General features: G+C 73.9%; 10 protein-coding genes and 5 tRNA genes. 6 read left to right on the forward strand and 9 right to left on the reverse strand.

Going from position 1 to position 12732, the window contains the following annotated elements; genetic code table 11:
* Positions 1-50 precede the first annotated feature (50 nt).
* Both OTB20_RS02260 and OTB20_RS02265 read right to left on the reverse strand, forming a co-directional pair.
* Positions 51-878 carry an aminotransferase class IV gene (locus OTB20_RS02260; protein WP_267814803.1) on the reverse strand — a complete coding sequence of 276 codons (828 nt, stop codon included), beginning with the start codon at positions 876-878 and terminating at the stop codon, positions 51-53.
* Positions 875-1960, reverse strand: coding sequence for a chorismate-binding protein (locus OTB20_RS02265; RefSeq protein WP_267814804.1), 1086 nt, complete (start codon positions 1958-1960; stop codon positions 875-877). The genes OTB20_RS02260 and OTB20_RS02265 overlap by 4 nt, the downstream gene beginning before the upstream one ends.
* Positions 1961-2141: 181 nt before the next feature.
* Here OTB20_RS02265 and OTB20_RS02270 point away from each other — a divergent pair.
* From OTB20_RS02270 to OTB20_RS02290, 5 genes are all read left to right on the forward strand, one after another.
* Positions 2142-2214, forward strand: a tRNA-Gly gene (locus OTB20_RS02270).
* Between the two features lie 44 nt (positions 2215-2258).
* Positions 2259-2332 (forward strand) — tRNA-Cys (locus OTB20_RS02275).
* Position 2333: 1 nt separating this feature from the next.
* Positions 2334-2405: transfer RNA gene (locus tag OTB20_RS02280), tRNA-Val, on the forward strand.
* A gap of 18 nt (positions 2406-2423) precedes the next feature.
* Positions 2424-2495: transfer RNA gene (locus OTB20_RS02285), tRNA-Val, on the forward strand.
* Positions 2496-2549: 54 nt separating this feature from the next.
* Positions 2550-2624 (forward strand) — tRNA-Val (locus OTB20_RS02290).
* Between the two features lie 112 nt (positions 2625-2736).
* Here OTB20_RS02290 and OTB20_RS02295 read toward each other — a convergent pair.
* From OTB20_RS02295 to OTB20_RS02310, 4 genes are all read right to left on the reverse strand, one after another.
* Complete coding sequence (locus OTB20_RS02295; RefSeq protein ID WP_267814805.1) at positions 2737-3048, reverse strand: zf-TFIIB domain-containing protein; 312 nt, start codon at positions 3046-3048, stop codon at positions 2737-2739.
* Positions 3049-3113: 65 nt separating this feature from the next.
* Positions 3114-4145, reverse strand: coding sequence for an aminoglycoside phosphotransferase family protein (locus OTB20_RS02300; protein ID WP_267814808.1), 1032 nt, complete (start codon positions 4143-4145; stop codon positions 3114-3116).
* The gene (locus tag OTB20_RS02305; RefSeq protein WP_267814810.1) at positions 4142-4432 is read right to left on the reverse strand and encodes a hypothetical protein; all 291 of its coding nucleotides are present in this window, start codon (positions 4430-4432) and stop codon (positions 4142-4144) included. The genes OTB20_RS02300 and OTB20_RS02305 overlap by 4 nt, the downstream gene beginning before the upstream one ends.
* A 346-nt stretch (positions 4433-4778) precedes the next feature.
* Positions 4779-4964 (reverse strand): hypothetical protein, encoded by a 186-nt coding sequence (locus tag OTB20_RS02310; RefSeq protein WP_266876567.1) that lies wholly within the window; start codon positions 4962-4964, stop codon positions 4779-4781.
* 547 nt (positions 4965-5511) lie between these two features.
* Between OTB20_RS02310 and OTB20_RS02315 the strand changes: the two genes are divergently transcribed.
* Positions 5512-6756, forward strand: a complete 1245-nt coding sequence (locus OTB20_RS02315; RefSeq protein ID WP_267814818.1) for a serine/threonine-protein kinase — start codon at positions 5512-5514, stop codon at positions 6754-6756.
* 118 nt (positions 6757-6874) lie between these two features.
* On the opposite strand, the gene OTB20_RS02320 is transcribed toward OTB20_RS02315, so the two are convergent.
* The 3 genes from OTB20_RS02320 to cobT all read right to left on the reverse strand — a co-directional run bounded on the left by OTB20_RS02320 (position 6875) and on the right by cobT (position 12721).
* Positions 6875-7687, reverse strand: coding sequence for a TrmH family RNA methyltransferase (locus OTB20_RS02320; protein ID WP_267756835.1), 813 nt, complete (start codon positions 7685-7687; stop codon positions 6875-6877).
* Positions 7688-7762: 75 nt separating this feature from the next.
* Positions 7763-8977 carry a uroporphyrinogen-III C-methyltransferase gene (gene cobA, locus OTB20_RS02325; protein WP_267814819.1) on the reverse strand — a complete coding sequence of 405 codons (1215 nt, stop codon included), beginning with the start codon at positions 8975-8977 and terminating at the stop codon, positions 7763-7765.
* A gap of 516 nt (positions 8978-9493) precedes the next feature.
* Entirely contained in the window at positions 9494-12721 is a 3228-nt protein-coding gene (cobT, locus tag OTB20_RS02330; RefSeq protein WP_267814820.1) for a nicotinate-nucleotide--dimethylbenzimidazole phosphoribosyltransferase, read from the reverse strand.
* Positions 12722-12732: the final 11 nt, after the last annotated feature.

Here is a 12732-nt window from a genome sequence, read left to right on the forward strand (position 1 = left end):
AGTTCTACCCGCCCCGCGACCCGAATGACAGTGGGTATGTCCGGCCCCGGTCAGGACGTGGGGTCGGTGTCCTCGGCGGAGCGGGCGTCGAAGATCCGCATGGCTTCGGCGGTGACGGGGCCGGGGGCGGAGCCCAGCTCGCGCCCGTCGATCCGTACGACGGCCTGGACGTCGCGCAGGGAGGAGGTCAGGAAGACCTCTTCCGCCTGTTCCAGCGCTTCGAGGGGCAGGTCGGTCTCCTTGGCCCCGCACCAGTCGGCGACCAGGGCCCGGGTGATGCCGCCGAGGCAGCCGCAGGAGACGGGCGGGGTGTGCAGCTGCCCGTCGAGGACGACGAACACGTTGGAGCCGGTTCCCTCGCAGAGCCGCCCGACGGTGTTGGCGAGGAGGGCCTCGGAGGCGCCCGCCCGGTGGGCGGCAGCGAGCGCGACCACGTTCTCGGCGTACGAGGTGGTCTTCAGGCCCGCTACGGCGGAGCGCTCGTTGCGCACCCACGGGACGGTGACCACGGCGGTGGTGTCGGGGCGGCGGGTGGTCCCGGCGAGGGCGACGATCAGGGTCGGGCCGGCGTCGCCCCGGTCGGAGCCGAGCGGAGAGACACCTCCGGTGTAGGTGACCCGCAGCCGGCCGAGCGGCAGCGGGTTGGCCTCCAGTACGGCGGCGCAGGCGCGGCGCACCTCGTCCAGGTCGGGGTCCGGCAGGCCTAGGCCGCGGGCGGAGCGGGTCAGCCGCTCCAGGTGCCGGGTGAGCGCGAAGGTCGTGCCGTGCTCCGCCTTGAGCGTCTCGAAGACCCCGTCGCCGACGGTGAGGCCGTGGTCGAACACGGACACCTTCGCTTCGTCGGCGTCCCGCAGTGCTCCGTCGAGCCAGATCCTCACCGTACGGTCCTCCCGTTTTCGTCCGTCCGCGCTTCGAGCGCGTTCGCTTCGATGGCTCCCGACGCTACCCGCAGCAGCCGGGCGGCCTTCAGTTCGGTCTCCGCCCACTCGCGGTCGGGGTCGGAGCCCCAGGTGATCCCGGCGCCGGTGCCGAAGAGCAGCCGGGGGCCGCCGGGGGCCTTGCGGTCGATCCAGAAGGTCCGGATGCCCACGGCGAGCTCGGCGGTGCCGCGGTCGGCGTCTACCCAGCCGATGCCTCCGCAGTAGGGGCCGCGCGGGGCGGTCTCGAGGGCCTCGATGATCCGCAGGGCCGAGGACTTGGGGGCTCCGGTGACGGAGCCGGGCGGGAAGGTGGCGGCGAACAGCTCGGGCCAGCCGGCGCCGTCGGCGAGTTCCCCGGCGACGGTGGAGACGAGGTGGACGAGGCCCGGATGCTCTTCGAGCACACACAGTTCGGGGACGGTGACGGAGCCGGTGGCGCAGACCCGGCCCAGGTCGTTGCGTACGAGGTCCACGATCATCACGTTCTCGGCGTGGTCCTTGGGCAGCAGATCCGCGGCGGTGCGGCCGGTGCCCTTGATCGGGCCGGACTCGACGAGGCGGCCGGTGCGGCGCAGGTAGAGCTCGGGGGACGCGGTGGCGATCTCGACGCCGTGGGCCGGCAGCCGAATCGTTCCTGCGTACGGGGCCGGGTTGCCGCGCGCGAGCAGCGCGGTCAGGGCGTCCACGTCGGCGCCCGCCGGGTCGGGAAGCGGCGCGGACATCACGCGGCAGAGGTTGGCCTGGTAGACCTCGCCCGCCTCGATGTGCGCGCGGATGCGGCGTACGCCCGCGATGTAGGCGTCGCGGCCGAGGGAGGAGGTCCATTCGTCGGCGTCGGGGCCGCGCCAGGCGCCTGGGACGGGTGCGGGCACCGGGTCGGGGCGTATGTCCCCGAAGCGCGCGCAGACGAGACGGCCTTCGAAATCGGCCGTCACCGCCCAGAAGCCGGTGGAGTCCAGGGCGGCGGGATCAGTGGTGACATCTCGGAGATCGGTCGCGAGAAGGCCGCCGAAGCGGGCGAGGGGAGGCAGGTCGTGCACGGCTGCGAGTCTATGACCGGCGATGCCCCGGCGCCGGTGCGGCGTACGCCGCGTGACCGGCGGTGATCGGGCGGCAGCACGCTGCGGAAACGCGTTTTTGAGCTGGCCCGGGAATCCGCTAGAGTTCAACACGTCGCCAGGGAGCGAAGGGGGAACACCCCGGAGCGAACACGGTTGACCTGCGGACGTAGCTCAGTTGGTAGAGCACCACCTTGCCAAGGTGGATGTCGCGAGTTCGAGTCTCGTCGTCCGCTCTAGGTGGGGGATCATCTTCCCGAGGACCCCCTGCCGGCTCCATGGTGGAGTGGCCGAGAGGCGAGGCAACGGCCTGCAAAGCCGTCTACACGGGTTCAAATCCCGTCTCCACCTCCAAGGACGATTAGCTCAGCGGGAGAGCGCTTCCCTGACACGGAAGAGGTCACTGGTTCAATCCCAGTATCGTCCACTGGTCCGCAAGGATCCCGCGCGATTAGCTCAGCGGGAGAGCGCTTCCCTGACACGGAAGAGGTCACTGGTTCAATCCCAGTATCGCGCACGTAGTACGCTTCAAACCTGCCATCTTCGGTGCTCGCACCGTGTACGTGGTCCCGCGCGATTAGCTCAGCGGGAGAGCGCTTCCCTGACACGGAAGAGGTCACTGGTTCAATCCCAGTATCGCGCACCAGCATCCGAAAGCCCCGGCCGTTCCCACGGCCGGGGCTTTCGCGTGTGCGGTCCGCTGTGGGCCCTGAGACGGGTGGGGGCCCGGTGGTTTCCGGGCCCCCACCCCCGCTGCCTCAGGAGGAGAAGAGCATCCGGCCGAAGCCGCCCTTGCGGTTGCCGTGGTGGCCGTGGCCGTAGCCGCCCTGCTGCGGGGCTCCCCAGGCGGGCGCGGGGGCGGCGTGCTGCTGCGGGTACGGAGCGGGCGCCGGCGGGGCGGCGGCCGGCGGGACCTGGCCGTACTGGGAGGTGTACTGGGACTCCAGGCGGGTCAGCGACTCCAGCTCGCCGTAGTCGAGGAAGATTCCGCGGCAGCCGCTGCACTGCTCTATCTGGACACCGTTGCGGTTGTAGGTGTGCATCATCGCGTGACACTTCGGACACTGCATGACCGGATCAACTCCTCGCCGTTCGCGTCGACACCGGATGCGTACCCGGTGGCATGAGGCTCACCCTACGACGGAGTCCGCGGCTCCAAGTCGGGCGGGAGGGAGGCAATTCGGGCACAGGCGTCCACCATCAACCGTTCCACGTCGTCGAGTCGGCGCCGCTCGCGGGCGGCCTTGGCGAGGGCGAGGGCGGCCGTCTGCACGGTGAGCGCGCGGGCGGCGAGATCGAGTTCCGGCCAGGGGTCGCTGCCGGGCGCACCGGCCGCCGGTCCGCCGGCGGCGCGATAGGCGTCGAGGAAGCGCAGCCAGGTCTCCGTGTCCAGCAGCCCGGCCGCGTACCAGGCCGCGGGCCGGGCGAGGTCCCAGGCGGGCGCGCCGAGTCCCAGGTCGTCTACGTCGATCAGCCGCCAGCGGCCGGCAGGTCCCCGGACCAGCTGTCCGAGGTGCAGGTCTCCGTGACAGAGCGCCCCGCCGGGTGGCGGCGGGGCCTCCCCGCGCACCCACCCGGGCAGCGTCCCGGCGGCGGCCCGTACGAGCCGCGCCATCTCCCCCGCGTCGGGGTCGGCGTCCGCGCCGGCCGGGGCGGCGGGGACGGCGGCAGGGGCCCGGACGGGTGCCGTGAGCGGGACCGCGACAGTGGCCGGATCGGAGGCCGCGGTCGGTGCGGGGGCCGCCAGCGGACGGGCCGCGTCGAGGCGTCGCAGGGCGCGGGCCACTTTCGCCGGTCCGCGCATAGGGGGGACCGGGCCCGGGAGGTGGTGCAGCGGGGTCCGGTGCAGGGCGGCCAGCAGCTCCGCCACCGGCTCCCAGGGGGCTTCCTCCGGGTGGTCCGGGGCGACCGGAGCGCCGTAGGGCCACAGGGTGACGGGCCGGCGTCCGACCCGGCCCAGCCCGGGGCCGAGCGGCGCCAGCAGCACTCCGGCCAGCGCCGGGTCCCCGGCGATCCGGACGCGTACCGCCAGGGCTTCGGGGTCGCTGTCCTCCCCGTGCGCCTTGACCACGACCTCCCCGCAGCGGACGACGGTGCCGTCGTCCCGGTCCGCGAGCAGTACGTACTCGCTCGCGCCCGCGTACGCGGCGAGCGCGGCCGCGCTCACTCGCTCCAGCGGAACCACGCCTCGGCGCCTTCGATGTGGAGCAGGAAATCCGCCACCGGCAGACCGTCCGGCGAAAGGAGGGTCAGCTCCCCGGCGATCGGGGCGTACACCTCGTCGAAGCGCTCGCCGAAGGAATCGTCGTCGGTCTCCGCCGCCATGACCTTCTGGACGGCCTCGAACCAGGACGCGACCCGGCCGAAGCCAGGCTCCGGCGCGAAGCGGCCGTGCAGCCACGGGAAATCGGCGGACTCCACGGTGACCGCGCCCAGTGGGACGCCTTGCCGCACGAGCCTCCAGACGCTGCCCTCAGGGCCCGACCGCGCCATCGCCACTCCCCCGCGCCGGCGAGCGCCCCGGGCGGGTGCTCCTCGGGACGAGGGTACGCAGCACCGCGGACACCCCGGGGGCGGGGCCGGGCAGTGCCCGGGCCTGGGCCTGGGCCTGGGGGCCATGAGCGATGACGGCATGAGGGCATGACGGCATGAGGGCATGAAAAAGGGTGCTGCGCGTCCGGCTCCCCAGCCTTACGCGCAGCACCCTTCACCTGCCGTCCGTCGACCGCTCCCCCGTCCCCACGGGGTTCGGCCGGTGACAGTCCCGGCCCAGGCCGCTCTCCTGGGCCCGGGGCGCCGCTCAGCGCCCCAGCATCACGCTTACGGACGACGCCTGCGCCACCACCTGGTCGAAGCCTCCGAAGAGGAAGAGCAGGAGGGCGGCCAGGGGGAGCACCATCGCCGCGGCCACCAGTGGGTGGCGACGGCCGGACTCATGGCTGTTGAACGCGAATGCCTTGCGTCCCTGCCGGGCGATGTCCGCCATGGTCCTCTCCCTGTCGTTTGGCAGCGGCGGGCTTGTGACCTCGGGGGGCGAGTGCTCCACCCACCGCTTGTCCTCAACACTAGGCGCGGGGAAGGCTCCTGGCCTCATGCCTTCGTACCCATTGCCAGGCCTCCAGGAGGATGAGGAGTCCACCCCGCGTGTACTCCCCTGGGTGGAGACCCGCCCCCCGCTCTGAGGGTCTTCCCGGAGGGGATCACCGGAGCGTAGTGACTTCGCTCACTTCCGTTACTCACCGCACACGTCTGGCCGCCGACCAGGCGGTCCCAAGATCAACCGGACGGCTCCGCGCGCCGCGGCGGGCACCCCTCCCCCCGATATACCACCGGCCACCCCAATTCCCTTGGCCCGAGACGGGCTTGAGCGAACCGCCCCGTTCCGTACATGCGTCCTAGCGGTGGTCCGGGGAATCCCCAAGTGGACTGCCCCGTACTGACAATCGAATCTCCGGGCGAGGGCGCGGCCTCTGAGCGCGCATGCCGGATGGTCCGTAAGCTGTGCCACGTCAACAGGAGGACCGGTCAGCGGGGTGGACATGGCGATGATGCGGCTCCGACGCGAGGACCCGCGTGTCGTCGGCTCGTTCAGACTGCACCGGCGCCTCGGCGCCGGAGGCATGGGCGTCGTCTACCTGGGCTCCGACCGGCGCGGCCAGCGCGTCGCGCTCAAGGTGATCCGGCCGGACCTGGCCGAGGACCAGGAGTTCCGCTCGCGCTTCGCGCGCGAGGTCTCCGCCGCCCGGCGGATCCGCGGCGGGTGCACCGCGCGCCTGGTCGCCGCGGACCTGGAGGCGGAGCGCCCCTGGTTCGCCACGCAGTACGTCCCCGGCCCCTCCCTGCACGACAAGGTCGCCGAAGAGGGCCCCCTGACGGCATCGGCGATCGCCGCCATCGGCGCCGCGCTCTCCGAGGGGCTGGTCGCCGTGCACGAGGCCGGCGTGGTCCACCGCGACCTCAAGCCCTCGAACATCCTGCTGTCGCCCAAGGGCCCGCGCATCATCGACTTCGGGATCGCCTGGGCCACCGGCGCCAGCACCCTCACCCACGTGGGCACGGCCGTCGGCTCCCCCGGGTTCCTGGCGCCCGAGCAGGTCCGCGGAGCCGCCGTCACCCCTGCCACCGACGTCTTCTCGCTGGGCGCCACCCTCGCCTACGCGGCCACCGCCGACTCGCCCTTCGGGCACGGCAGTTCCGAGGTCATGCTGTACCGGGTGGTGCACGAGGAGCCGCACCTCCAGGGTGTTCCGGACGCGCTCGCGCCCCTCGTACGGGCCTGCCTGGCGAAGGATCCCGAAGACCGGCCGACCACGCTCCAGCTGTCGATGCGGCTCAAGGAGATCGCGGCCCGCGAGGCGCACGGACTGGGCGACAGCCGCCCGCCCGCGCAGCGGGCGCGGACCGAGCGGCCGACGGGGCGGCTGACCGAGGAGTACCCCGAGGAGTACGCCGAGCAGCGCACGGAGCGCCGTAGCGACGGCACTCCCGTCCCGGGACGTCCGGGTACGGGAACCGGAGCGGGCCAGGGCAAGGCGCCGGCCAAGGGGCAGGGACCGCACAGCGGGCCGCACTCGCGGCCCTCCTCGGCGCGCGGCACCGGCTCACGGCCGTCCGGCTCCACCGCGGGGCGTACCGGCGGCCGCCCGGCGCCCCGTACGACGGGCACGGGCCGGCGGCCGTCACGGCCGGACCCGAAGCTGATGCGCCAGCGCCTGATCGTCTTCGTCGTGGTGACGTTGATCGTGGCTCTGGGCATCGCGCTCGCCCAGAAGCTCTAGCGCGGAGGGGTCGGCGCTGGAGGCTCCGGCGCGAAGCCTCTGGCCCGGAAAGCTCCGGCCAGAGGCTCGGGCGGCGCCATCGGCCGCCTGCGGGGCCCTGAGGGGGCCCCGCCCGGGCCTACGGGTGGCCGTTGGCCACCGCGTAGAAGGCGACGGCCGCGGCCGCGCCCACGTTCAGCGAGTCCACCCCGTGCGCCATGGGGATGCGTACCCATTCGTCGGCCGCGACCAGTGCCTGGGTCGACAGCCCGTCCCCCTCCGCGCCCAGCATCAGCGCGACCCGCTCCAGCGTCTGCGGGGCGGCCACGTCGATCGGCGAGGCCTTCTGATGCGGGGTGAGGGCGAGCAGCTTGAAGCCGGCCTCGCGGACCGAGTCCAGGCCCTTGGGCCAGCCCTCCAGCCGCGCGTACGGGACGGAGAACACCGCGCCCATGGAGACCTTGACGGAACGCCGGTACAGCGGGTCCGCGCAGTCGGGCGAGAGCAGTACCGCGTCCATGCCGAGGGCGGCCGCGCTGCGGAAGATGGCGCCGATGTTGGTGTGGTCGTTCACCGCTTCCATGATGACCACGCGCCGGGTGGTGGCGAGCAGTTCCTCGGCCGTGGGCAGTGGCTTGCGCTGCATGGAGGCGAGGGCGCCGCGGTGCACGTGGTAGCCGGTGACGCGCTCGGCGAGCTCCGGGCTGACGGCGTAGACCGGGGCCGGGAGCTCGTCGATGACGTCGCGCATGACGTCGACCCACTTGGCGGAGAGCAGCATCGAGCGCATCTCGTACCCGGCGTCCTTGGCGCGTCTGATCACCTTCTCGCCCTCGGCGATGAAGAGACCTTCCGCGGGCTCGCGCCTGCGCCGGAGTTCGACGTCGGTCAGGCCCGTGTAGTCGCGCAAGCGCGGGTCGTCGGGGTCCTCGACGGTGATGAGATCAGCCACAGGGTGATACTGCCTTGTCCTGGGTGCGGTGCCAACGGCTCTGCCGGGTTGCGGGATTGCGGGGGTACGGGGGTGTCACCCGGCCGTGGGCCGGTGGACGTTCACCACGTCGCCGATCACGATGACGGCGGGCGGCCTGACCTCCTGGGCCCGGACGGTCTCGCCGACCGTCGCCAAGGTGGCGTCCACGCGCCGCTGGGAGGCGGTGGTGCCCTCCTGGATGACGGCGACGGCGGTGTCGGCGGGGCGGCCGTGGCGGACCAGCGCCTCGGCGATCAGGCCGATCTTGTCGACGCCCATGAGGACGACCAGGGTGCCGGTGAGCTTGGCGAGGGAGGCCCAGTCCACGAGGGAGCGCGGGTCGTCGGGGCCGACGTGGCCGCTGACGACGGTGAACTCGTGCGCGACCCCGCGGTGCGTGACCGGGATGCCGGCCGCGCCGGGCACGGAGATGGAGCTGGAGATGCCGGGCACGACGGTGCAGGGGATGCCTGCCTCGGCGAGGGCCTGGAGCTCCTCCATGCCGCGGCCGAAGACGTACGGGTCCCCGCCCTTGAGCCGGACCACGGCCTTGCCGGCCTTGGCGTGCTCGATGAGGGCGTTGTTGATGGCCTCCTGGGCCATGAAGCGGCCGTACGGGATCTTCGCCGCGTCGATGACCTGGACGTGCGGCGGGAGCTCGTCGAGGAGGTCGCGGGGGCCGAGCCGGTCCGCGATGACCACGTCGGCCTCGGCGAGGAGGCGCCGGCCGCGGACCGTGATCAGGTCCGGGTCGCCGGGTCCACCGCCGACGAGGGACACGCCGGGGGTGTGGGTGCGGGCAGCGGTCAGGGAGCCGTCCCGCAGCCCCTCGACGACCGCGTCTCGGACGCCGGCGGAGCGGCGGGGGTCATTGCCGCTCAGCACGGCGACGGTGACGCCCTCCACGCGGCCGGTGGCCGGGGTCCAGGCGGTGGCGGCTTCGGCGTCGTCGGCGCGGACGCACCAGATCCGCTCGCGTTCGGCTTCGGCGGAGGCGGCGTCGTTGGCGGCGCGGTCCCGGGTGGCGACGAGGGCGTACCAGGCACCGGCCAGGTCGCCGTCCTCGTAGCGGCGGCGCTCCCAGCGGATCTCGCCGGTCTCCGCCATGGCGTCCACGGAGGGGGTCGCGGAGGGCGAGATCAGGAGGATGTCGGCGCCGGCCGCGATGAGCGCGGGCAGGCGGCGCTGGGCGACCTGGCCGCCGCCGACGACGACGACGCGGCGGCCCGCTAGGCGGAGTCCGACGGGGTAGGCGGGGGTGTCGGCCATGGCGGGGGCTGCTCCTGAGGGCGGCTGGGTGGGCCGCTACGGCATTGGAGCGGCGAGGAGAGTGCGTGCAGTGCGGTACTGCTGGTCCAAGATACGGCCCCACCTGGGCGGAAGCATGCCCTGGGGTCCGCAAGGGCCTGCGGGAGCCCCGCCCGGGGCAGCCGGTTCAGCCGTGCTCGTCGTCGGGTGGGCCGGTCGGTGCGGGATCGTCCGAGGTGCGCGGGGGCTGCGGTTCGGCCGGTGAGCCGACGGCGACGCGGGAGACCGGGGAGATCTCGTTCGCGCATCCGTACCGGTCCCCCGGTTCCTGGGGAGGGACCCGGTTCCCACGGCTGTCGAGCGGGGTGGTCTCGGCAGCGGACCTCCACCGGGGGCGCGGCCGCTGCCCGTGACGGCGCGAAGGCCCCGGGCGTCCGGTGCGTGACCGACCGCGGTCGGTCGGTCCGGTGCCTGCCATGGGACCAGGCTCGGCGCGCCCGTGGCATCGCGCACCACGGGCTGCGCCACCGGGCGGTCCTACTTCTCGGTGACGCCCGCCGAGTCGAAGGTGGCCACCTCGTGCATCGCGCGGGCCGCGCTCTGGACCAGCGGGAGGGCCAGCAGGGCGCCGGTGCCCTCGCCGAGGCGGAGGTCCAGGTCGACCAGCGGGCGCAGGCCCAGCTTGTTCAGGGCGGCCACGTGGCCCGGCTCCGCGCTGCGGTGCCCGGCGATGCAGGCGGAGAGCGACTCCGGCGCGATGGCACGGGCCACCAGTGCGGCCGCGCCGGCGCTGACGCCGTCCAGGATCACCGGGGTGCGCAGGGAGGCTCCGCCGAGGAGGAGGCCCACGATCGCCGCGTGCTCCAGGCCGCCGATGGCCGCCAGGACGCCGATCGGGTCCGCCGGGTCCGGCTGGTGGAGTTCCAGGGCGCGGCGTACGACCTCGACCTTGCGGGAGTGGGTCTCGTCGTTGATGCCCGTGCCCCGGCCGGTGACCTCCGCCGGGTCCACGCCGGTGAAGACCGAGATGAGGGCCGCCGACACCGTGGTGTTCGCGATGCCCATCTCGCCCGTGAGGAGGGCCTTGTTGCCCGCCGCGACCAGGTCGCGGGCCGTCTCGATGCCGACCTCGATGGCGGCGACCGCTTCCTCGCGGGTCATCGCGGGGCCGGTGGAGAGGTCGGCCGTGCCCGGGCGGATCTTGCGGGGCAGGAGGCCGGGGGTGGCCGGGAGGTCGCCGGCGACGCCCACGTCGATCACGCAGACCTCGGCGCCGACCTGGTTGGCGAACGCGTTGCAGACCGCGCCGCCGCCCAGGAAGTTGGCCACCATCTGCATGGTGACCTCCTGGGGCCACGGGGTGACCCCCTGTGCGTGCACACCGTGGTCGCCCGCGAAGATCGCCACCGCGGCGGGCTCCGGGATCGGCGGCGGGCAGACCCGCGAGAGGCCGGACAGCTGGGCCGAGATGATTTCGAGCATGCCCAGGGCCCCGGCGGGCTTGGTCATGCGCTTCTGCCGCTCCCACGCCTCGCCGAGCGCCTTGGCGTCGAGCGGGCGGATGCTGGCGACCGTCTCGGAGAGCAGGTCGTGCGGCTCCTCACCGGGCAGCGCGCGGCGCCCGTACGTCTCCTCGTGCACGACCCAGGCCAGGGGCCGGCGCTGCGACCAGCCGGCCTGGGCGAGCTCGGGCTCGTCGGGGAACTCGTCCACGTACCCGACGCACAGGTACGCGACGACCTCCAGGTGCTCCGGGAGGCCGAGCGCGCGGACCATCTCGCGCTCGTCGAAGAAGCTGACCCAGCCGACCCCGAGGCCTTCGGCGCGCGCGGCGAGCCAGAGGTTCTCCACGGCGAGGGCCGAGGAGTACGGGGCCATCTGCGGCTGGGTGTGCCGGCCCAGGGTGTGGCGGCCGCCGCGGGTCGGGTCGGCGGTGACCACGATGTTCACCGGGGTGTCGAGGATGGCCTCGATCTTGAGTTCCTTGAACTGCTTGGCGCGGCCCTTGGGCAGCGACTTCGCGTAGGCGTCGCGCTGCTGCTCGGCGAGCTCGTGCATCGTCCGGCGGGTCTCGGCGGACTTGATGACCACGAAGTCCCAGGGCTGGGAGTGGCCGACGCTGGGCGCGGTGTGGGCCGCCTCCAGGACGCGCAGCAGCACCTCGTGCGGGATGGGGTCGCGGCGGAAGCCCTTGCGGATGTCGCGGCGCTCGCGCATGACGCGCAGGACGGCCTCGCGCTCGGCGTCGGCGTAGCCGGGGGCCGGCTCGGTGACCGGGGCCTCGAGCTCGGGCTGCGGCTCCGCTTCGGGCTCGGGCTGCGGCTCCGCTTCGGCTTCGGGGGCCTGACCGGCTTCCACCAGAGCCACCGCGTCGGCAGCCGGCGCGGCGGCGACGGGCTCGGGCGCGGGCAGCACGACGACGGCGGCGGGCTCGGGCAGGGCCTCCGGCTCTTCGGCCTGAACCACCGTTTCTGCGGGCTGCGGTTCGAGCTCCGGCGCGGGCTCCAGGACCGGCGCCGGCGCCGCCTCGGCCTCCGCAGCGGGAACCGCGACGGCCTCGGGTGCCGGTACGAGGACCGGCTCGGGCTCCGCGAAGGCGGGCTCGACGGCGGGCTCCGGCGCGGGCTCCACGAGGACCGGCTCGGCCACGGGGACGGCGACGGCTTCCTGCTCCGCCACGGGCACGGACTGCGGGTCCGGCCGCGGCTGCGGCTCAGGCGCGACGACCGGCTCGGGCTGCGCGAAGGCCACGGGCGCTGCGACGGGCTCCGCCACGGGCGCTGCGACGGGTTCCGCCAGGGCTTCCGGCGCCGGCTCCATGCTCCAGGGCGTCCCGGTCTGCACCGGGGTCTCGGCCGGCTGCTGCGCCAGGCCCGCCGCGTGCTCGGCCTCGGCCTGCGTGAAGTCCAGGTACTCGGGACCCGTGGTCGCGGGCCCGGACTGGCTCACCGGGACGGGCATCGACGGGGTGCTCAGGTCCGGGGCGACGGGCTCGGCGAGGGCGAGGGAGGGGACGGGGACAGCCGAGGGGACGGCGAGGGGCACGGCCGGGGCCGGAGCCTGCACGGGAGCCGCGGCGGGAGCCGGCATCGCGGCCGGGCCCCGGTCCGCGAGGGAGCGTACGACTCCGCCGGTGGCTTCGGGCACGGGCGGGCCCATGTGCAGCGGACGCCGCACCGGCGCCGCGACGACGGGGGCCACCGGGGACTGCGGCTGGGACTGCGGGGACACGAGGCCGCCGAGGTCCAGTGCGCCGGAATCCCGGCCGCCGGCCTCGTGCACACCGGCGCCGTAGGAGGCGTCGGCGAAGGGCGGCTGCTCCGTGACGAACGGCTGCCCGTCGAAGGACTGCTGCGGGTGGCCGAGGCCCACGGGTGCGTAGCCGAGCGGCGCCTCGGGGACCGGGAGCTGGACCGGGTCGGGCTGCTGGTACTCCGGGGCGCCCGCGAAGTCGGCGTACGGGGCTTCCGCGTACGGCGTTTGCGCGTACGGGGCCTCCGGGTAAGGGCCTTCGGCGTAGGCGGAGGGCTCGGGGAAGGCGGGCATCGGCGGGACGACCTGGGGGTCGCTCCACGCGCCCTGGCTGCTCGGCATCAGCAGCAGTTCCTCGTCCTCCGGCTCGGCCGGGTTGTCCACGAGGTCCTGGAAGGCGTAGCTCCCGGTCGCCGGGGAAGACATGGGAACCGGGGCGGGGACACCCGGCTGATCCACCATGCCCGTGCTGTCCGGGAGACCCTCGCCCGGAACCTGGCCGGTGTCAGTCATGCGTACCCCTC

It is taken from the genome of Streptomyces sp. H27-H1, from assembly GCF_026627445.1.
Taxonomy (GTDB): domain Bacteria; phylum Actinomycetota; class Actinomycetes; order Streptomycetales; family Streptomycetaceae; genus Streptomyces.

Coding starts and splice junctions, on each gene's coding strand:
- OTB20_RS02295 (WP_267814805.1), bottom strand. CDS start 3,048: ATGCAGTGTCCGAAGTGTCACGCGATGATGCACACCTACAACCGCAAC.
- OTB20_RS02310 (WP_266876567.1), bottom strand. CDS start 4,964: ATGGCGGACATCGCCCGGCAGGGACGCAAGGCATTCGCGTTCAACAGC.
- cobA (WP_267814819.1), bottom strand. CDS start 8,977: ATGGCCGACACCCCCGCCTACCCCGTCGGACTCCGCCTAGCGGGCCGC.
- cobT (WP_267814820.1), bottom strand. CDS start 12,721: ATGACTGACACCGGCCAGGTTCCGGGCGAGGGTCTCCCGGACAGCACG.